This window comes from Couchioplanes caeruleus (assembly GCF_003751945.1).
In the GTDB taxonomy this organism is placed as follows: domain Bacteria; phylum Actinomycetota; class Actinomycetes; order Mycobacteriales; family Micromonosporaceae; genus Actinoplanes; species Actinoplanes caeruleus.
Genome location: NZ_RJKL01000001.1, coordinates 202,665 through 221,766, shown reverse-complemented (window position 1 = coordinate 221,766; position 19,102 = coordinate 202,665). Strand labels below are relative to the sequence as shown.

Below are 19,102 nucleotides of genomic sequence, written 5' to 3'. Positions count from 1 at the left end.
GCGGCGCGGTGGGTGGAGTTCGCGCTGCTCGCCCCGTGGAGAGGCGGGTCACAGTGCTCGTTCGTTGACCGGTTGACCCCCAGGGTCTCGGGTATGGCTCAGTGCCTGTTGCCGCGGGATGGCTTCAAAGACTTCCTCCAACTGCTCGCCGCGCACCGCGCCGGAGACGACGCCTTACGTGCCGCTCGGGAGACGGGACACCCGCGAGCCCCGCTCCAGAGCCGCATTTTTGTGAGCCGAATTCGAATTCGGGCAGAATGGCGCCGCTCGCTGCTCCGCGCAGGACCGGGCGGGTCCTCGATGGTCCGGATGGTGTCCACTTCAGGTCCGCGCCTGGCCCTGGCCAGGTCATTCTGTCGCCCCGGACCATAACGGAAGGACCCGCGCAGCTCGAGATCGGATCTGCAATGAAAAAATCTCTGTCCAGAGGTGAGTCGATGAAATCGACGACAGTTCTCGTCTCGCATCTCCTGGCCGTCGCAGTAAGCGTCGCCGAATTCGAGAACCTCCAGACGCCTGTCGTCGTGTGCAGTGCACTGTCGGTGTTGGTGCAGATCTCGCTCGACATTCAGCGGCGGAGTGCGGACCGCCGACCGGCCCCGCAGCATCCGGGACCCGAAGCCACCTGTCCCCGCGCCTGACACGCCGATCTGGAGGACGACTCATGCTGGACGGTTCGGTCCACGTCGCCAAGAACGATCACACCATGTCCATCCGCCAGGCCGGAGATCGACTCGTCCGCGATGTCGTACGGACGCCGGTGCACCTTGTCGGCGCCGACGTCTGGCTCAAACGAGAGGACCTCCAGCGGGGGTCGTCGTTCAAGATGCGCGGCGCGGCCAACGTGGTGCGCACCGCACGGATCGGTCCGCAGAGTCCGGGCGTGGTGTGCGCTTCCTCCGGCAATACGGGCCTGGCGCTCGCGATGCTCACCAGAGAACTGGCCGTGCCGGCGTACGTCTTCGTGCCGGCGAGGGCGACCGGGGGCAAGGTCGAGGCGTTGCGGCGTCTCGGTGCCCGGGTGGTGCACGTACCCGGCGATTTCTCCGGCGTTGCCCGGGCCGCGCGCACCTTTGCCTCACGCCACGATCTGCTGTACTGCTCGTCCGCAACGACCTGGGACTTCATCTACGGCAATGCCACCGTCGGCGTGGAGCTCCTGGAGCAGTGTGCATCGCTGGACGAGGTGTTCGTGCCGATCGGTGGTGGGGGACTGGCGGCAGGCGTGGGTCTCGCCCTGTCAGTGTTGCCGTGGTGTTCCCGGCCCAGGCTGGTCGGCGTCGAACTCGAAACGTCGTGCCCGGTCCGTGAGTTTCTGCGATCCAGCCCGGCCGTGTGGTCCCCGTGCGTCTCCGTCGCGGACTGCCTGGACGGTGACCTCGAATCCGGAGCGATCGTCCTGCAACTGGCCGAGGACGTCCTGGACGACATCGTCCTCGTGTCCGACGCCGACCTTCTCCGTGCCCAGTGGGAGCTCGCGCGTTCCGGGATTCTGGTGGAGCCGGGTCCGGCCGCCGCGTTCGCGGGTTACCGGGCGGTGGCCGGACGCCGGCCGGCCGGGCGGACCGCGGTCCTTGTCACCGGGTCCCGCTAGCCGAGCTCATCCCAGGACCTGCCGCAGCGAGGTCTCGGAGAACACTTCGATGTGTTCCTGCAGGTCGGCCGAGACCGGCGTATCGAATGAGTTGAGCTTGCGGTGGACGAGATGCATGGTCTTCACGAGGTCGTGGATGCGGTGTTCGGGCGGCAGGGCCAGGACGGGCCGCAGCGAATCCGCGACGCCGTCCAGCTCGCCCCGGGACGCGCGGGCCAGCGCGAGGCTGATCTGCGAATCGGCCAGGCAGGTGAAGTCCCAGTGCGGTTGGGTCGGGTCGGCGTACGCCTCGGCGGCCTCGATCGAGAAACGCTCAGCGGCCGCGAATTCCTCCGGAAGACCGGCCAGTGCCCGGGCGGCATAGTAGAGATATTTCGGATGGCTGAACGTGCACAGGCCGCCGATGTTGTCGACCTCGTCGGGACGGGCCAGCTCTTGCGCCGTCTCGGCCTTGTGGAGGAACGCCTTCGCCTGTCCGGCGTTGCCCAGCGCCGCCCAGGCGCGGGCCTGCCCGGCGAACAGCCACGCCGTCGCGCTGCCGGTGGTGGCGCTCGCCGGGGCGGCGCCCAGCTCGGCGTAGCGCAGGGCGTCGCGGGGGCGGTCGGCCCAGAAGCAGATGAAGGACTGGAGGCCACGGATCCAGGTACGCAGACCGTCGTGGTCGGTGTAGTCCGCCCACAGGTACGCGGTTCTCGCGTGTGTCATGGCGAGTTCCGGTCGGGAGACGTCGTTCGCCGCGTTCGCGAGCAGGCCGGCGATCACCGCGGCCAGGAAGTACAGCTCGCGAGCGTTGTTCGGTGTCTGCCGGCGTTCCAGGAGCGACAGGATCGTGGACTGTGCCCCGATCAGGCGGCCGAGAATGGTGGGCAGGGGTCGATTGACATAAAGCCCGGCCAGTTCTTGCACCTCGTCGTGCAGGCTTCCGATCACTTCTCCACCGACCGGTAACTCCCGGCCCATGGCAAACTGACGTGCTTCGTCGGCGGCCATCTGCAGCAACTCCGTTTCCTTCTGCAGGGCCGGAGCGGGGCTTCGGCCGGCCACCTCGACCACCTGATCGGGTCGCCACGGCCGCAACAGCTCATCGCCCGGCACATTGAACATGGCGTGTAGTACGCGACGGGTTGCCGGCGTGGTGCCGGTACGTTCGTGCGAGGCGAGCCGGCGCAGGTGGCGGGCGGAAATGGTCAATCCTCTCTCGCCCTGCATCCGTGCCACCCGCTCGAATTCGGCAGCTACCTCCTCGTACGTCCGTTCCTGCTGCCGCAGCAGATGTTCCAGAACGGTCCGTGGCTCGTGCAGGTTGCTACCGGCCATCGTGGCGCCTCTTTCGTACTACTCACTTCATGATGCACGCCGGGAAAGGCAAAAAGCCGAATGGTCCTCACATGGTCCGGAGGTGGTCCGCAAGGTCCGCCGCGGATCGGTCGGCTCTTGGCGAGCGGGGGGATCTTCGCCTCGGATCCGATTGATCAGAAGCGATCGGTGATCGATAAGGTGACGGGCCACCTTTGCGTTCTCCGAACTATAACGGCTCGTCGAAGGTAAAGGCTCTGTCGTCCGTTCCTGTACGGCAGATCGAGGCCGTGCACCCACGGCTTCGAGACGGGCGGCGGGGAGTCGTCGATCACCGGCCGGAGGGCACCGGGCCGATGCTTGTCGGCCGTGCGCATAGGCTTGGCCGCAGGTACGTCGCCCTCCGCGTGTTAAAGGATCGCCTGTTTTGTCTCGTCCGCGCCGCATAGCCGCGGGGGTCGCCACCGGCCTCTGCGCGCTGCTCGTCTTTCTCGCCCTGGTGGTTCCCGAGCAGATCACCCGCCTGCCCGCCGGGACGTCGCCCTGGGCCGCGCTGGTACGCCTGCCCGTGGAGGCGCTGCTCGCCGCCGCCGTGCTGATCGTGCTGCCGGCGCGGGCGCGGGTCATCACCGCCGGCGTGCTCGGTGGGGTGCTGGGACTGCTCACCGTCGTGAAGATCATCGACGTGGGGTTCCTGACCACGCTGGACCGGTCCTTCGATCCGGTGCTGGACTGGCCGCTGTTCGCCGACGCGTACCGTTTCGTCCGGGATTCGTTCGGGACCGCGGGGGCCGTCGGTGCGGTGGCCGGGGCGGTGCTGCTGGCCGTCGGCCTCCTGGTCGGCATGGTGTTCGCCGTCCGGCGGCTGGCCACGGTCATGGCCCGGCACGACGCGGTGGCCCGCGCGGGTGTGGGTGTCGCCGCGGTGGCGTGGCTGGTGCTGGCGCTGCTCGGCACGTCCCTGGTGCCGGGGCTGTACGTCGCCTCCGACAGCGCCGCCGTGCTGGCGCGCCGGCAGGTGCTGCGGGTGCCCGCCGCGGTCCACGACCGCAAGCAGTTCACCGCGGAGGCCTCCACCGACGCGTTCCGGGACACGCCGCCCGCCTCGCTGCTCACCGGGCTGCGGGACAAAGATGTGATCTTCGCGTTCGTCGAGAGCTACGGCCGGTCGGCGATCGAGGATCCCCGGCTGAGCCGCCGGGTCGACCCGGTGCTGTCGGAGGGCACCGCGCGGCTGGCGAAGGCCGGCTACGCCGCCCGTAGCGGTTTCCTGACCTCGCCTACGACCAGCGGCTTCAGCTGGCTGGCGCACGCGACGCTGCACTCCGGCGTCTGGATCGACAACGAGCAGCGCTACCGCGGTCTGGTCTCGGGTGACCGGCTCACCCTGCCCGGCGCCTTCCACAAGTCGGGCGCCTGGCGGACCGTCGGCGTCGAGCCGGGCAACACGTTCGACTGGCCCGAGAGCCGCTTCTACGGCTTCGAGCGAATCTACGACTCGCGCACGCTGGGTTATCAAGGGCCGTCGTTCGGCTGGGCGCGGGTGCCCGACCAGTTCACCCTGAAGGCGTTCACCGACTACGAGTACGCCCGCGCCGGTCGCGGACCGCTGATGGCCGAGATCACGCTGATCTCCAGCCACACGCCGTGGGCGCCGACCCCGTCCCTGGTCGGCTGGGACGAGATCGGCGACGGTGCGCTGTACCGCGCTCAGCACGCCCGGGGTCGCAAGGCCGCCGAGGTGTGGAAGGAATCCGCCCAGGTGCGCTCCGAGTACGCCGCGTCGGTCGCGTACTCGATCGGCAGCCTGGTGTCTTGGGTCCGCGAGTACGGCGACGACGATCTCGTGCTGGTGTTCCTCGGCGACCACCAGCCGGCGCCGATCGTGGTCGGGAACCGGGCGAGCTACGACGTGCCGGTGACGATCGTCGCGCGCGACCGTACGGTGCTGGACCGGATCTCCGGCTGGGGCTGGACCGAGGGGCTCGAGCCCAGCCCGCAGGCGCCGGTGTGGCGGATGGACGCGTTCCGGGACAAGTTCCTGACCGCGTTCGGTCCCGGCCCGCGCTGACCTACTGCTCGGTGAGGACCGCCTCCATGCCGGGCCAGGTCAGCAGCGTCGATCCCCAGGTCAGCCCGCCGCCGAAGGAGGTCATCAGCAGGCGGTGACCGGCGGCCAGCGAACCGTCACGGACCGCGTCGGCCAGCGCCAGCGGGATCGACGCCGCGCCGGTGTTGCCGACGGAGGCGACGTTGCCGAGCCGGCGTTCCTCGCCGACCCCGACCTCCTCGGCGACCCGGTCGAGGATGCGCTGGTTGGCCTGGTGCGCCACGAACCGGTCCACGTCGGCGACGGCGACGCCCGCGGCCTCCAGCACGCGCTGCGACGACCGGGTCATGTGGATCACCGCCCGCCGGTAGACCTCCTGGCCGGAGACCGCCCAGTAGAGGTCGTCGTAGGGATCGTCGCCGCCCGGCGCGCAGCCCGCGGCGCTGCGGGCCCGCTGCCGGCTGCCGCCGGACTCGATCCGGATCAGGTCGGCGTGGCCGCCGTCGCTGCCCAGGTCGAACGGGCCGACGGCGCCCGGCTCGTCCGCTGTGCCGGCGCGCAGCACGACGGCGCCCGCGCCGTCGCCGAACAGGATCGCCGGTCCGCGGTCCTGCGGGGTCCGGCGCAGGAAGTACGAGTTGGTCTCCGCGCCCACGAGCAGCACCCGCTGCGCGATGCCCGCGGTGATCAGCCCGGCGCAGGTCGCCAGCCCGTACACGAAGCCGCTGCACACGGCGGCGAGGTCGAACGCGGCCGCCGGGGCGACGCCGGCGCGCCAGGCGACCTCGGGGGCGGTCGCCGGGCTGAGCCGGTCCGGGGTGGTGGTGGCCACCACGACCGCGTCGGCGCTGTCGACGCCGGCGGACTTCAGGGCGTTGCGGGCGGCCGTGCTCGCCAGGTCCGCGGTGGTGGTGCCGGGGTCGACGACGTGACGCCGGGCGATGCCGGTACGCCGGCGGATCCACTCGTCGGTGACGCCCAGTTCCGCTTCCAGCTCCGTGTTGGGTACAGTACGCGTCGGTAACACCGCGCCGAGACCCTCTACGACGGCCGCTGCCTGCATGCTCTCTCCTTCGCACCGTGGGGCGTCGCCACCCCAAGAATGGTCTGCGTCCGGGGGAGCCGGCGCACCGATACACACCCCCGGGCCCGAAATCCGCCATCCGTGGCTGTTCGGGCGCAGAAAACCGATGGTGGTCGCGCGTCGCCCGCCACTACGGTCGGGCCATGGGATCACGCACCATCCGAGTCACCGTACGCGGCGCCTTCGACGGCCTGACCGCCGAGCAGCGTGCCGCCCTGCTGGCCGACGCCGCCGCGCACGACGTCGCGTTCGCCGCGTTCACGGCCGAGGGGTCGCTGACCTACGACATCGCGGCCCGGCCGTTCTTCACTTTCCGCTTCGCCGACTCCGTCGACGAGGAGCGGGAGATCCCGGCGGCCACCGCCCGCGCCGAGGCCGCGGCGGTGCAGTGGCTGACCTCGCACGGGTACGCCTTCAAGAACCTCTCCGCGCAAGCCGTCGACATGTCACAGACGCCGCTGGGCAAGCGCGGCCGCCGCGAGGCTGCCCGCTAACGGGAACGCAGGTGCAGGTGCCCTTCGTACGGGAATGGGTGCTCGGCGGCGTACGTCTGCTCGTACGCGTAGCCGGTCTTGAGCGCGACCCGGCAGGACCCGGCGTTGCCCACCTGGTGGAGTAGCCGCAACCGGGGCAGCTCGGGGAACTCGGCGAACGCCCAGCCGGTAAGGATCTTCAGGGCGCGGGAGGCGACACCCTGCCCGCGGGCCGCGGCGGCGGTCCAGTAGCCGACCTCGGCGCCGGGCTGCTTCAGCACGGCGTGCCCGAGCAGCCGCCGGTCGTCGAGCACGGCGAAGGCGTAGCGGGTGCCGGTCTCCCAGCCGTGGTGCTGGATCCGCAACCAGGCGGCCGCCGTGGCCTCGTCGCTGACCCGTAGCGACGTCCAGCGGCGCAGCTCCGGGTCGGTGGCCACGGCGATCAGGGCCGCGGCGTCGCTGTCGCGCCACGGGCGCAGGGTCAGCCCGTCGTCCTCCATGGAGCGTGAGCCTACGCGTCAACCACTCGTTGACGATAGCGATACCGTCAACCTATAGTTGACGGCATGACGCAGATCACGCCACCGGTCCGGCTCGACGACCTCATCCACGCCATCACCAGCAACCGACCCGACGCCCCGCTCGAGCGGCTCTCCGACGCGGTCCTGCTCGCCGACCACCTCGGCGAGCTCGCCGACCACCTCATCGGCCACTTCGTCGACCAGGCCCGCCGCTCCGGCGCCTCCTGGACCGACATCGGCCGCAGCATGGGCGTCTCCAAGCAGGCCGCGCAGAAGCGCTTCGTCGCCAAGGCCGACCTCGACCCGTCGCAGGGATTCAGCCGCTTCACCGACAACGCCCGCAGCGCCGTCGTCGGCGCCATGAACGCCGCCCGCGCCACCGGCCACCCCGAGATCCACCCCGAGCACCTGCTGCTCGGCCTGCTCGACGTGCCCGGCGCCCGGGCACACGACGCCCTCGGCGACTTCGGCCGCGTCCGCGAGGCCGCCCTCGCCGCCCTGCCCGAGGCGCCCGGCGGCGAGCTGCCACAGCTCATCCCGTACGACGCGCGCTCCCGCAAGGTCCTCGAGCTCACCTTCCGCGAGGCCCTGCGCCTCGGCGACGACAGCGTCGGCACCGGCCACATCCTGCTCGCCCTGCTGGAGGAGGCGCAGGGCGGCGGCGTGCTCGGCGGCCTCGGCCTCGACAAGGCCGCCGTCGAGGCGGCGCTGGGTCAGTCCGCCAGGTAGGTCTCGATCGCCTCGACCACCAGGGCGTGGTCGTCGGCCTGCGGCAAACCCGACACGGTCACCACGCCCACCACACCGACGCCGTCCACGCGAACGGGGAAGGCACCGCCGTGCGCCGCATAGTCGGCCGGGTCCACCCCGTACTTCGCGTCCAGGGCGTCGCCCTTGGCCGCCAGGCGCCGGCCCACCAGATACGACGACGCCGCGAACCGTTCCACCACCCGTACCTTGCGGGCGACCCAATGGTCGTTGTCCGCCGTGCTGCCCGGCAGCGCCGCATGGAACAACTGCTGGGCGCCGCGCCGGATGTCGATGGCCACCGGCAGATCGCGGCCGGTGGCCAGATCCACCAGCAGGCTGCCGAGATGCCACGCGTCCGCGTTGTCGAAACGGTCGAACGTCAGGCGCTGTTCCTGCTCCTCGAGCCGGGCGAGGAGATCGTCGTCGGTCATCCGCCCATTCTGGAGCAAGATCAGCCCCGGCGGCGCCGCAACCAGATCCCGACCAGCCCGATCAGCACGAACACCGTCGCCGCGCAGCACACCGCCTTGAACACGAGCCCACCTCCGTACTCTTGATCCGTGCGCCTGGCCACCTTCAACCTGCTGCACGGCAGGTCCCTCTCCGACGGCAACGTACACGCCGACCGCGTCGCCGCCGCCGTCGCCGACCTCGATGCCGACGTCCTCGGCCTGCAGGAGGTCGACCGCGCCCAGCCCCGCAGCGGCCACCTGGACCTCACCGCCATCGCCGCCGACGCCCTCGGCGCCAGCGCCCACCGCTTCGCCGCGGCCATCGCCGGCACGCCGGGGGAGACCTGGCAGCCCTGGCGCTGCGAGGAGGACAACGTCCACCCGCTCTACGGCATCGCCCTGATCAGTCGCTACCCGGTGGCCCGCTGGCAGATCACCCAGCTTCCCGGCGCCCCGGTCCGCTCCCCGGTCTGGGCGCCCGGGCCCGACGGCGGCCTGCTGCTGCTCAAGGACGAGCCCCGGGTCCTGATCGCCGCCGTCATCGACGCACCCACCGGGCCGATGACCGTCGCCACCACGCATCTCTCGTTCGTGCCGGGTTGGAACATCCGCCAGTTGCGCGCCGCCGTCCGCGCCCTGGGGTCGCTGCCCGCGCCCCGCGTCCTGCTCGGCGACCTCAACATGCCCGCGGGGCCCGTACGCGCCTTCACCGGATGGCGCGCCCTCGCCCGCCGGCCCACCTACCCCAGCCCGGCACCGCGCGCGCAGCTCGACCACGTCCTGGCCCACCCCCGCGGCGCCGCCCGGCTCGGCCCGGTGGTGCAGATTCGCACCCCGGCGGCCGCCATCTCGGACCACCGCCCGCTGGTCGTGCACCTCGACCCGCCCGCTCACACCGCCCGCTCGTAAACGGTCTTCAGGCCGTCCACCCCGTCCCACTGCTCGCCGACGGGCACGAAGCCGAACCCGGACCACCCGCACCCGGGGGTCACCCTCGGCCCGCCGGCCACCGCGCTCGCCGTCTCCAGGTCGTCGACGACCAGGGTCCGCAGCGCCGCCACCGGCAGTCGGACGAAGGTGATCATTCACACCTCGTGTCCGGTTGTGCACAACTTAATCGCGTACTACTGTTCTGGTCATGCAACAGAGCACCGGTCTCGAACAAATGATCTGCTTCGAGCTGTACGCCGCCTCCCGCGCGATGACCAGCCTCTACCGGCCGGCGCTCGACACCCACGGACTCACCTACCCCCAGTACGTCGCCCTGCGCGTCATCTGGCACCGCGGGCGCATCACCGTCCGCGACCTCGGCACCGCCCTGCGCCTCGACAGCGGCACCCTCTCACCCCTGCTCAAACGCCTCGAAACCCAGGGCCTCATCCGCCGCGAACGCGGCACCGACGACGAACGCGTCGTCTGGATCAGCTCCACCCCCGCCGGCACCGCCCTGGAACAGCAAGTCGCCGACCTGCCCCAGCGCCTCGCCTGCGCCCTCGACCTCACCGTCGAGGACTTCACCACCCTGCAGCACCTGCTGAGCCGCATCCGCGGCGCGGCAACCACCACCCCCAGCTGAACGGGAGACCCCTCATGCAGTCCCTCTACACCGCCTCCGCCACCGCCACCGGAGACGGCCGCGGCGGACACACCCGCTCCAGCGACGGCGTCCTCGACCTGGAGCTCGCCGTCCCCAAGGAGCTCGGCGGCCCCGGCGGACAGCAGACCAACCCCGAGCAGCTCTTCGCCGCCGGCTACGCCGCCTGCTTCCACAGCGCCCTCAAGCTCGTCGCCGGCAAGCAGAAGATCACCCTCACCGACACCGCCATCACCGCCGACGTCGGCATCGGCCCCAACGGCACCGGCGGCTTCGGCCTCACCATCGCCATCGAAGCCGAGCTCCCCGGCCTCGACGAAGCCACCGCCAGGCAGCTCCTCGACGCCGCCCACCAGGTCTGCCCCTACAGCAACGCCACCCGCGGCAACGTCGACGTCAGCCTCACCCTCGCCTGAACGGTCCCACCACGCCCCGCGGGAACCCTCCGCGCCGGCATCGACCCGCACCACCAGGACCGCGGCGGAGCCCCTGATCGCCGTCCTGTGATCCGCCGGTGATGGCGGGCGCGACCGGTCGCGCCCGCCATCACCTATTGCAGCCGGCCCAGAGCCCTGTTCGTCCGGTTGGCGCGCACCGCCGCCCGCTGCTGCGCCGCCGTCACCTCGATGTATCCCTGCGACGTCGTCAACGAGGCATGACCCAGCAACCGCATGATCTCCGACGCATTCGCCCCGTCCTCGGCCAGCCGCGTCGCGAACGTGTGCCGCAACGCGTGCAACTGCGCACCTCGCGGCACCCGGTCCGACACGCCCGCGCGCCGGAAACACGACTGCACCAGGTACTGCAGGCCGCCCCGGCGCAGCGGCTCACCCCGGCGATCCACGAGCAACGGGTCTTCCGGCCGTACCCGCCCGAACCGCAGCCGGCGGCTCTCCACATACCGCGCCACCACCGCATCCAGCTCCGGCTCGATCGGCACCGTCCGCGGCCGCCCACCCTTGCCGGCCACCTCCACCCGCCGCTCACCGTCGCGGCCCACGAGCGAACCGGCACGCAGCGCGAGCAACTCGGACAGCCGCAACCCGGCGCACAACGCCAGGGCCAGCACGGCCACATCCCGCTCCGGCCACGGATCCCGCTGCCGCTCGTCGGCGCGGTTCACCGCCTCCAGGAGCCGTTCGGGAGTGTCCTCGCCGCGGAGGGGCTTGGGGGAGGGCGCCGACATCCGCGGCTTGCTGACCGCGGGCATCGGGTTGCCGGCCACCACGCCGTCGACGACGAGGAAGCCGAAGAACGAGTTCCAGCTCGACCAGGCACGGTAGACGGAGGCGGGGGAGCGACCGGCGGCGAACGTGGCGAAGGCCGCCCGGAGTGTACGGGGGGAGAGGTCACGGAGGGTGATCTGCTCGCGCTCGCCGAGGAGGCGGAGGACGGCGTGCAGATCGCGGCGGTAGGCGAGGAGGGTGTGCTCGGACGGTTTCCGTACGGCTCGGGCCGCGAGAAACTCCTCGATCAGGCCTTCGACCGGAATGTCTTGTTCATCCTGCATAAGGAATATTATGCAGGAAAGTCCCGTCTGGTGGGTCCGCTGATGCCGTCGGGTGGGCGGTCCCGTCCGGTGGGTCCGCTGATGCCGTCGCCGGTGGGCGCTGGTGCCGTTCTCCGTGGGTGCGCCGTTCGGCTGTTCTGCGGGTGCGCCGTTCTGTAGACGTGAAGCGCGTGTGCCTTCACGGAGCGCGCCGCCCGGCGGTGACGCCGCCGTTGCCTCGGCGCGGCAAGGATTTCGTGTGTACGTGTTTCGTGGTTGTCAGCCCCGTTTTCACGCTCAGGTTGACATAATGTCAATTATCGACCAAGCAGATTGTCGCCGGATTCCTCAGTCTGACGGGGCGGCCGCACGGTCTTGTCGGACGGTCCTGGTAGAACTGACGTCGTTGGAACACACGTTCTAGGGCGAGGGGTGGGGACGATGGCGGCGGCGCGGACCGGGGTGCGAGGGCTCGGAGCGGACGAGTTGCAGGTGATCCGGGACGCGGTGGCGGCCGGACGCAAGCCGAAGGTGGTGTTCACCGAGTCCGCGGGTCAGATCGCGGGCCAGCTCGGCCAGGTGGTGGCACTGACCGATCCGGCGGAGTCGGACGAGTGGGTGGTGGTGCGCTTCGGCCGCGACGAGCTGCCGTTCGCGCCCGCCGACCTACGGGTGGCGCCGAAGGGCGCGACGGCGAGGAAGGCGGCTCCCCCACCGCCGGCGCCGCCGAGTCGACCGGAGCCGGAGTTCGTCATCGACAAGCCGGTGGTTCCCGCCCGGGGTGGTCGGCCCGGCGCCTCCCGCGCGTCGGATGCCTCCGGTGCTCCCCTGGCTTCCGGGGTTTCCCGCGGCGCGGGTCGGGTGTCAGAGCCGCGATCGGGAAACGGCGCGGAGTCGGCGCGGCCCAGTGGTGGTGTGACGAACGGGCGGGCGAGCTCGCATGCTTCCGGCTCGGCGTCCTCGGCTCTCTCTGCGCAAGCTGCGACGTCGGGATCCTCCCCAGGCGCTGAGGCGCCGCCGTCCGGGTCGGCGGCGTCCTCGGGATCCTCTCCGGGTGCTGCCGCGTCGGCGTCCGGGGCGGCCTCGGCAGCCGCCGGCGAACGGCGGGCTTCGGGGACCGCTCCAGCGCCTCGCAAGTCGTCCGGCCGGGCGGCGCGGCCGAAGCCGTTGCCGGAGCTGACCGTCACGCTCGCCTACGCCGAGGGCGAGTGGACGGTGGCGGCCAACCAGGGGTCGAAGGCGCTGGCGAAGCCCTACATCATCCGCCCCGCCGAGGCGCTGCGGATGGCGTCGCTGGTCGACGTGCCCGGGGTGCAGGAGGCGGTGGAGCAGATCATGGCCGCCGAGCGCGCCCAGGCGGAGCAGCAGGCGCAGCGGTTACGGGCGGAGTTGGCGGAGATCGAGGCACGGTTGCAGGAGCTGGGCGAAGCCGGTTGAGCGCTGCCGAGACGTCGTGGGATGCGCCCGAGCCCAGCCGCTACCCGGGGGGTGTCGTTGAGCTGCCGCCGTCGCTGCCGAGCGGGACCGCGGTGTGAGCGTCGGGCTCGAGCGTGGGGCTACTGATAGCCCTGGGGTGCCGGACTACGCCCGGGCGGCGCGGGCCTGGGCTCGGACGTGAGCGCGGGGCCGTCGGCCGGCTTGGCGGACGGCGGCCGGGCACGGGCGCGTACCAGTCCTGGGCCGGACGCGGCACGTCCCGGGCGCGGGCCGGGGCAGGGCGGGGCGGGCTTGGGGGCCAGGGGCGGCCGCGGCGACGGAGGGGGCGTGCGATCATGGCGGCCTGATGGATGCGTCATGGCGGGTGCCGGTGCTGTGGCGGGTGCTTCTGCGGTTCTCGCGGGTGCTCGTGCCGCTGATCTGCCGGTTGCGGGTCTCCGGGCAGGTGCCGGCCGGGTTGCGGCACGGACCGTTGATCCTGGCGGCCAACCATGTCAGCCCGGTGGATCCGATCATCCTGACCGCCGCATGCAGCATTGCGGGGGTGGCGCCGCGGTTCATGGCGACCGGCGGGTTGTTCGATGCGCCGGTCGCCGGGTGGGCCATGCGCGCGTCCGGGCATCTGCGGGTCGACCGGCATACCGCGCAGGTCGCCGAGGCGCTGCCGAACGCCGCCGCCGCGCTGCGGGCCGGGTCGGTGGTGCTCGTGTATCCGGAGGGCCGCATCGGCCTGGACCCGTGGATGTGGCCCGAGCGCGGCAAGACCGGTGTGGCCCGGATGGCGGCGTTGTCCGGCGCGGACGTCATCCCGGTGGCGCAGTGGGGATCGCATGCGGTGCTGCCGTATACGGCGCCGAAGGATGTGGTGCGGTCGGTGCTGAGGGCGATGCGGCGCCGGCCGGTGGTGCAGGTTCGTTTCGGTGAGCCGGTGGATCTGTCGGGCCTGACGGGTTCCGCGGGGGCGCAGGCGATGCGGGCCACGGATCGCATCATGCAGGCGATCACGGACACCTTGATGCCGCTGCGGGTGGATGAGCCTGAGATGCCGAGCATCGTGGACCACACCCGTCCGGCCGACATGGCCCGGGTCCGGCGGCGCCCGGCGGGGGTCTCCCCCGGGCCGCAACGACGCAGCGGGCACGGCACACCGGTACGGCAGGACACGCCCGAACGCGACGACTCGCCGGGATGGTAGGGCGCCGCCGACAACGGCCGGGAGGGCCGCCCCGCCGGGCCGGTGTGAGACGCGGAAGCTGATCCTGGGGCCCGCAGTGGTGCGGCGGGCTGCGCGGCCCCGCCTCTCGTCGAGCCTGGCTGACAATCCGACCCGGGCGCCGGGGCTGCTCTGCTTGTCGTCGGATGGCAAGCTCGTGTCCCGTGATCGATGATCTCGTGAAGGACTACTTGCACGGCCAACTCAGGTCGACACGTCGGGCACTGGTATGGAAGCTCGATGGCCTGTCCGAGTACGACGTCCGGCGTCCTCTGACGACGACGGGAACGAATCTCCTTGGCCTGGTGAAGCACTTGGCGACAGTGGAGGCCTGGTATTTCGGTGAGGTCTTCGGCCGCCCGTTCCCGGAGCCGCTGCGGCGATGGCAGGACGCGGATGGCAGCGACCTGTGGGTGATCCCGACCGAGAGCCGCGAACAGATCATCGACTTCTATCAGCGTGCCTGGGTACATGCGGGCGCGACGATCAACGAGCTTCCCATTGACGCGCCTGGCCACGTGCCATGGTGGTCGCGGCCCGACGTCAATCTGTTCACCATCATGGTCCACGTTCTTCAGGAGACCGCCCGGCATGCCGGGCACGCCGACATCCTGCGTGAGCAGGTCGATGGCCGGACCGGGGTGATGGCTGAGTACGAGGAACAGGTCGACACGGAGGCCCGCGAGGCGCACTGGGCGACGATCGAGCGGGCTGCACAGGAAGCGGCCGGCGGCTCGCAACATGCCGAGCTATCCGACACTCATCGAACGGTGGGGCCCGCGTTGTGAGAGTTCCCGATCTCGTGGAGGCTCGCCCGTGAGGGCGGTCATCGTCGCGGCCGCCGTCGCGTTCATCATCTCCCTGTTCGGCACGCCGGTGGCGATCCGGGTCTTTACCGCGCTCAAGGCCGGACAGCCGATCCGCTCCCTCGGGCTCGCCTCGAACCAGGGCAAGAAGGGCACCCCTGCGATGGGTGGCGTCGTGTTCATCGTGGCGACCCTCTTGGCCTACGTCGCCGGGCACCTGGCGCTGACCACGCTGCCCGAGCGGCAGATCGCGCAGGAGAAGCCGACCATGACGGCCCTCGTCCTGCTCGGCCTCTTCGTCTTCTGCGGCGCGGTCGGCTTCGTCGACGACTTCCTCAAGGTCCGCAAGCGCAACTCCGACGGCTTGTCCGCCAAGGGCAAGCTGCTCGGCCAGGCGATCATCGGCACCGGGTTCGGCATCGCCGCCCTCTACGTGGCCAGCACCAACGGCCAGACGGTGGCCAGCGAGCACATCTCGTTCATCCGGGACATCAGCTGGTGGAACGTCGGCAAGGTCGGCTCGGTGATCGTGTTCGTCTTCGTGATCACGGCGATGTCGAACGGCGTGAACCTCACCGACGGCCTCGACGGCCTGGCCACCGGCGCGTCGACCCTGGTGCTCGGCGCGTACGCGCTGATCGGGTACTGGCAATACCGGCACTGGTGTGCCGACGAAACGTACGCCCGTGCGAACGACTACTGCTACCAGGTCCGGGATCCCCTCGAGATCGCCATGATCGCGGCGGCGGCCGCTGCTGCCTGCGTGGGCTTCCTGTGGTGGAACACGTCCCCGGCGCGGATCTTCATGGGCGACGTGGGCTCGCTCGGGCTCGGCGCCCTGATCGGCGGGCTCGCGGTGGCAACCCGCACCACGCTGCTCTCGATCCTGATCGGCGGTCTGTTCTTCATCATCACCGTGACCTGGGTGATCCAGATCGTCTCGTTCCAGACCACTGGTAAACGTGTCTTCCGGATGGTGCCGCTGCACCACCACTTCGAACTGGCCGGGTGGAGCGAGGTCAACATCGTGGTCCGGTTCTGGACCGTGGCGGGTGTCTGCGTGGCGGCTGGTCTGGGCCTGTTCTACTCGGACTTCCTGGCGGCCGCCGGATAGGGCCACGCGACACGCCTGGGTCGTGCCATTCAGTCAGATTCCCTGCGTCCGCCTGATCGATGGTCAGGGCGCGTGGGCGGCCGCCCACGCGCCCGCGCCCTCGGGCGCGGGCGGCGTCGAGGCCCTCACGGGTTCCTTCGACGATCTGCTGACGTGGGACTTGGCGATGGCCGCGAACACAGTGAAGGTCAATCCGTCGTCGGAGCGCTGCGTCGGTTACCGCATGACGGCTTCGGCCAGTTCGGCCTCGATCAAGTCGGCCGCGTGCGCTGCGCTGCCTTGCTCACGCACCTGGCGCTGGATGGCGGCGCAGCGGGTCGTCACGGTCGTGTCGGACGTGAGGTGCAGCAACGCTCGGCGTAGCTCGTCGGGGGTCACGGTCGCTGGATCGACGATGCGGGCCACGCCGAGTGCGGCGAGTTGGTCGGCGTTGGCGAACTGGTCGGTGGCCTGGGGTGCGGCGATCATGGGGGTGCCGCAGTACAGTCCCTCGCTGCTGCCGCCCATCCCGGCGTGGGTGAGGAACGCGTCCGCCTGCTGCAGGACCGCGAGCTGGGGAATCCAGTTGTGCGCTTCGACGCGGGCCGGGAGGGTGCCGAGCTCGGCGGCGTCGACGTGCCGGCCGATCTGCAGGACTGTGTGCCAGCCGGGGAGTGTGCCGAAGGCGGTGATACAGCGGCGGTAGAAGTCGGGGTGGCGGGTGTTGGCCGATCCGAGGGACACGAGCAGCACCTTGTCGGCAGTTGCGGGGCGGGTCCAGCCGCCCTGGTCGCGGCGGTCGCCTAGGGCGGGGCCGACGAAGCTGTAGACGGCGGGGTCGACCCGGTCCGCGTGTGGCTGCAGGGCGCGGGGCACCAGGGCGAGGCAGCGGGGCGGCCGGCCCTGGAAGGCGACGCTGTCCGTGGTGGATGATCCGTTGGCCGCGAGCCAGCCGGCGAATCGCCGGTAGTAGTCCGCGCCGCGTGGGTCGGCGCGGATGGCGTCGACGACCGGTGCCATCTCCTGCTCGTATCCGTCCCAGGCGACGAAGGTGGGCGAGAGCTGGACGGCGGGGATGTCCCACTGTTCGCCGAGGAGCCGGGCCGGGGCGCCGGCGATGTCGTAGAGGAACAGGTCCGGTCGGTCGTCGGCGTACGCGGCGCGGAGCTGCGGGAGCATGGCGACCGCGTCGTCGAGGAACAGCGTTAGCTGCTCGATCGGGTCCTCGGGCCACATCTTGTCGGTGCTGGGCAGGGTGGAACGGTACGGCTTGAGTTCGGCTCCCGTACGGGCGATGACGTCGCCGAACGAGGCGGCGTTGGCGTAGGTGACCCGGTGGCCTCGTGCCACGAGCGTGTGCACGACGTCCAGGCTGGGGTTGACGTGCCCGTGTGCCGGGATGCTGACCATCGCGATGTGGGCCATGGTTCTCCTTCACGAAAGCGAGACGAGACGGTTCGTCTCGTTAGAGTGCCTCCGACGCTTCCACCGTGTCAAGACGAGACGGTTCGTCTCGTCTGCGGTAAGGTGCCCGGATGCCCACTCCCGATCCCGGCCGTCGCAACGAGCGTGCGCGCAGGGCCGTCCTCGACGCCGCCCTCGGCCTGTTGCCGGAAACCGGATACGCCGACCTGACCGTCGAGGCGATCGCCGCACGCGCCGGCGTGGGCAAACAGACCATCTACCGGTGGTGGCGCGGCAAAGGCGCGGTGATCCTGGACGCGCTCGTGGAGGCGGTCACGGCCGCCGGGCCCGTCGCGCTGCCCGACACCGGCGACCTCCGCACCGACCTGCGCGCGGTCGTGCGGAGCACTGTTGCGGAGTTCGCCGACAGCCAGTTGTCCGCGACCACCCGCGCGCTGACCATCGAGACGCTGGCGGACGACGCGCTCGCCGAGCAGGCCCGCGACCGGCTCCTGCGGCCCCAGCTCGACGCGGTGAAGGACCGTCTGCGCGCCGGCCAGCACGCCGGGCAGGTGCGCGCCGAGGTCGACCTCGACCAGGCGGTCGAACTCCTCTTCGGTCCGATCTACCACCGGTGGTTGTTGCGCACCGGGCCGCTCACCGACGACTACGCCGACAGCCTCGTGGAACTGGCCCTGGCCGCGCTCGCCCCATGAGACCTGACCGCTCGTCCATGAGTTCCTCGATCCGTACGGGTTGATCTCTACGGGTGTGGGGCGTGATGTGGCGTGACGTCGATCGAGCGGACCGCGTATCCGAGATTCAAGCGGTTCTTGTCGGCTCGGGAGTTGCACGTGTTCTACACGCCGCAGCCGGAGGAGATCGGGTGGGCGAGTGGGCAGGTGCGCTCGGACGGGCAGCAGGTCGGGCCAGTCATCGGGGCTGGTCAGGAAGTGCGCGCCGGCGCGCCACACCGTCGTGAGGACCACCGCCGCAACCTGACGCCGCCCCCGCAGCCATCGAGAACGCCGACTCTGACCCTAACGATCCACATCTCGGACATCCTGTGCCGGTCGACGAACCGCTCCTGACCTGATCCTGATTCAGGAGAAGAGGTCCAGGCGGAAAGCGGCGTCCCGGGCGAGCAGGAATCCGACTATGCCTACGATCCACGCCACGGCGTTGCTGCGGACCATCCAGTCACTCAGCCGGGTCAGCAGCGGGATGACGTGCTGCCCGGCGGCCAAGCGAGCGACCAGCAGCACCAACGCCGGGATGATCATCACCAGGCAGTAGCCGGCCATCACCAGCGCGATGTGCGCTGCGGGCAGCGCCGCCGTGGTGACCATCCCGATCGCGGCGAGGTAGGGCAGCATAGTCGTCACCTCGGCGGCGCCCGCCGTGAGCGCCAGCCCGGCGAGGGCCGCGACGCCGCCGCCGTCCGCCAGGGCGCGATCCCGCCAACTGAGCAGCCGGCCGCTGCCGGCCGTCGTCTTGTTCTTGCGCTCCAGTCGGAAGCTCCAGAAGAACAGTGCGACCCCGACGACGAGTTGCGCCCACAGCACCGGCCGGGTGTCGAGCAGGCGGCTGATCTGCGGCAGGAAAGCGTCCGCGCCCAGCGCGACGGCCACCCCGACCGCGAAGTAGAAGGCGGCGACCGTGCCGAGGAAGACCAGCATGCGCGCGGCCCGGACCCGGCCGGGATGCATCAGCAGCCAGGCAGGGATCAGCAAGGTCCCGAAGCTGGTGGAGTCGATCAGTGCAAGGACCGCCAGCGAACCCAAGAGCGCGAATTCCATACCGCAGACTCTGCGGCGCGTCGGCCGAGCGTCGCGTCGGCCGAAGG

20 protein-coding genes and 1 pseudogene are annotated in these 19,102 nt (G+C 70.8%); 13 read left to right on the top strand and 8 right to left on the bottom strand.

The features are described from left to right. The first annotated feature begins 664 nt into the window (after positions 1 to 664). Positions 665 to 1,594, top strand: a complete 930-nt coding sequence (locus tag EDD30_RS01060; RefSeq protein WP_071804235.1) for a PLP-dependent lyase/thiolase — start codon at positions 665 to 667, stop codon at positions 1,592 to 1,594. 6 nt (positions 1,595 to 1,600) lie between these two features. Here the strand turns inward: EDD30_RS01060 and EDD30_RS01055 are convergent, their stop codons facing one another. After that, positions 1,601 to 2,911, bottom strand: a complete 1,311-nt coding sequence (locus EDD30_RS01055) for an NsdA family TPR-like regulatory protein (RefSeq protein ID WP_084556231.1) — start codon at positions 2,909 to 2,911, stop codon at positions 1,601 to 1,603. 406 nt (positions 2,912 to 3,317) lie between these two features. On the opposite strand from EDD30_RS01055, the gene EDD30_RS01050 reads away from it, so the two are divergent. After that, positions 3,318 to 4,961, top strand: a complete 1,644-nt coding sequence (locus EDD30_RS01050; RefSeq protein WP_071804236.1) for an alkaline phosphatase family protein — start codon at positions 3,318 to 3,320, stop codon at positions 4,959 to 4,961. Between the two features lies 1 nt (position 4,962). Here the strand turns inward: EDD30_RS01050 and EDD30_RS01045 are convergent, their stop codons facing one another. Beyond that, the gene (locus EDD30_RS01045; RefSeq protein WP_123678000.1) at positions 4,963 to 6,003 is read right to left on the bottom strand and encodes a beta-ketoacyl-ACP synthase 3; all 1,041 of its coding nucleotides are present in this window, start codon (positions 6,001 to 6,003) and stop codon (positions 4,963 to 4,965) included. A 164-nt stretch (positions 6,004 to 6,167) separates the two neighbouring features. Between EDD30_RS01045 and EDD30_RS01040 the strand changes: the two genes are divergently transcribed. Beyond that, positions 6,168 to 6,518, top strand: a complete 351-nt coding sequence (locus EDD30_RS01040) for a DUF6204 family protein (RefSeq protein WP_071803456.1) — start codon at positions 6,168 to 6,170, stop codon at positions 6,516 to 6,518. Here EDD30_RS01040 and EDD30_RS01035 read toward each other — a convergent pair. Next, a complete protein-coding gene (locus EDD30_RS01035) occupies positions 6,515 to 6,997 on the bottom strand; it encodes a GNAT family N-acetyltransferase (RefSeq protein ID WP_071803455.1) in 483 nt (160 codons plus the stop codon). The genes EDD30_RS01040 and EDD30_RS01035 overlap by 4 nt on opposite strands. A 66-nt stretch (positions 6,998 to 7,063) precedes the next feature. Between EDD30_RS01035 and EDD30_RS01030 the strand changes: the two genes are divergently transcribed. Further along, on the top strand, positions 7,064 to 7,747 hold the full coding sequence (locus EDD30_RS01030) for a Clp protease N-terminal domain-containing protein (protein ID WP_071803454.1): 684 nt from the start codon (positions 7,064 to 7,066) through the stop codon (positions 7,745 to 7,747). Here the strand turns inward: EDD30_RS01030 and EDD30_RS01025 are convergent. Then, positions 7,732 to 8,199: a heme-degrading domain-containing protein gene (locus EDD30_RS01025; RefSeq protein WP_071803453.1), complete on the bottom strand. Its 468-nt coding sequence runs from the start codon at positions 8,197 to 8,199 to the stop codon at positions 7,732 to 7,734. The genes EDD30_RS01030 and EDD30_RS01025 overlap by 16 nt on opposite strands. 129 nt (positions 8,200 to 8,328) lie before the next feature. Here EDD30_RS01025 and EDD30_RS01020 point away from each other — a divergent pair, with 129 nt between their 5' ends. Next, positions 8,329 to 9,129, top strand: coding sequence for an endonuclease/exonuclease/phosphatase family protein (locus tag EDD30_RS01020; RefSeq protein WP_071803452.1), 801 nt, complete (start codon positions 8,329 to 8,331; stop codon positions 9,127 to 9,129). Here EDD30_RS01020 and EDD30_RS39670 read toward each other — a convergent pair. Beyond that, the gene (locus tag EDD30_RS39670; RefSeq protein ID WP_071803451.1) at positions 9,111 to 9,305 is read right to left on the bottom strand and encodes a hypothetical protein; all 195 of its coding nucleotides are present in this window, start codon (positions 9,303 to 9,305) and stop codon (positions 9,111 to 9,113) included. The genes EDD30_RS01020 and EDD30_RS39670 overlap by 19 nt on opposite strands. A 53-nt stretch (positions 9,306 to 9,358) precedes the next feature. On the opposite strand from EDD30_RS39670, the gene EDD30_RS01010 reads away from it, so the two are divergent. Both EDD30_RS01010 and EDD30_RS01005 read left to right on the top strand, forming a co-directional pair. Next, positions 9,359 to 9,796 carry a MarR family winged helix-turn-helix transcriptional regulator gene (locus EDD30_RS01010; protein WP_071803450.1) on the top strand — a complete coding sequence of 146 codons (438 nt, stop codon included), beginning with the start codon at positions 9,359 to 9,361 and terminating at the stop codon, positions 9,794 to 9,796. A 14-nt stretch (positions 9,797 to 9,810) separates the two neighbouring features. Further along, entirely contained in the window at positions 9,811 to 10,230 is a 420-nt protein-coding gene (locus tag EDD30_RS01005) for an organic hydroperoxide resistance protein (protein ID WP_071803449.1), read from the top strand. Positions 10,231 to 10,364: 134 nt separating this feature from the next. Here the strand turns inward: EDD30_RS01005 and EDD30_RS01000 are convergent, their stop codons facing one another. Beyond that, positions 10,365 to 11,324, bottom strand: a complete 960-nt coding sequence (locus tag EDD30_RS01000; protein WP_071803448.1) for a tyrosine-type recombinase/integrase — start codon at positions 11,322 to 11,324, stop codon at positions 10,365 to 10,367. A gap of 1,128 nt (positions 11,325 to 12,452) precedes the next feature. Here EDD30_RS01000 and EDD30_RS00990 point away from each other — a divergent pair. The 4 genes and pseudogenes from EDD30_RS00990 to mraY all read left to right on the top strand — a co-directional run. Next, a pseudogene (locus EDD30_RS00990) lies at positions 12,453 to 12,740 on the top strand (hypothetical protein); the annotation flags it as partial. A 346-nt stretch (positions 12,741 to 13,086) separates the two neighbouring features. Continuing rightward, on the top strand, positions 13,087 to 13,935 hold the full coding sequence (locus tag EDD30_RS00985) for a lysophospholipid acyltransferase family protein (protein WP_071803447.1): 849 nt from the start codon (positions 13,087 to 13,089) through the stop codon (positions 13,933 to 13,935). A gap of 182 nt (positions 13,936 to 14,117) precedes the next feature. Continuing rightward, positions 14,118 to 14,741 (top strand): DinB family protein, encoded by a 624-nt coding sequence (locus EDD30_RS00980; RefSeq protein WP_071803446.1) that lies wholly within the window; start codon positions 14,118 to 14,120, stop codon positions 14,739 to 14,741. A 28-nt stretch (positions 14,742 to 14,769) separates the two neighbouring features. After that, positions 14,770 to 15,873: a phospho-N-acetylmuramoyl-pentapeptide-transferase gene (gene mraY / locus EDD30_RS00975; RefSeq protein WP_071803445.1), complete on the top strand. Its 1,104-nt coding sequence runs from the start codon at positions 14,770 to 14,772 to the stop codon at positions 15,871 to 15,873. A gap of 216 nt (positions 15,874 to 16,089) precedes the next feature. Here the strand turns inward: mraY and EDD30_RS00965 are convergent, their stop codons facing one another. After that, positions 16,090 to 17,277: a macrolide family glycosyltransferase gene (locus EDD30_RS00965; RefSeq protein WP_071803444.1), complete on the bottom strand. Its 1,188-nt coding sequence runs from the start codon at positions 17,275 to 17,277 to the stop codon at positions 16,090 to 16,092. A gap of 110 nt (positions 17,278 to 17,387) precedes the next feature. Between EDD30_RS00965 and EDD30_RS00960 the strand changes: the two genes are divergently transcribed. Continuing rightward, a complete protein-coding gene (locus EDD30_RS00960; RefSeq protein ID WP_071803443.1) occupies positions 17,388 to 17,972 on the top strand; it encodes a TetR/AcrR family transcriptional regulator in 585 nt (194 codons plus the stop codon). A gap of 72 nt (positions 17,973 to 18,044) precedes the next feature. After that, positions 18,045 to 18,347, top strand: a complete 303-nt coding sequence (locus tag EDD30_RS00955; RefSeq protein WP_071803442.1) for a DUF4158 domain-containing protein — start codon at positions 18,045 to 18,047, stop codon at positions 18,345 to 18,347. Positions 18,348 to 18,359: 12 nt separating this feature from the next. Here EDD30_RS00955 and EDD30_RS00950 read toward each other — a convergent pair whose 3' ends face one another. Then, positions 18,360 to 19,055 carry a GAP family protein gene (locus tag EDD30_RS00950; RefSeq protein WP_071803441.1) on the bottom strand — a complete coding sequence of 232 codons (696 nt, stop codon included), beginning with the start codon at positions 19,053 to 19,055 and terminating at the stop codon, positions 18,360 to 18,362. Between the last annotated feature and the right edge of the window lie 47 nt (positions 19,056 to 19,102).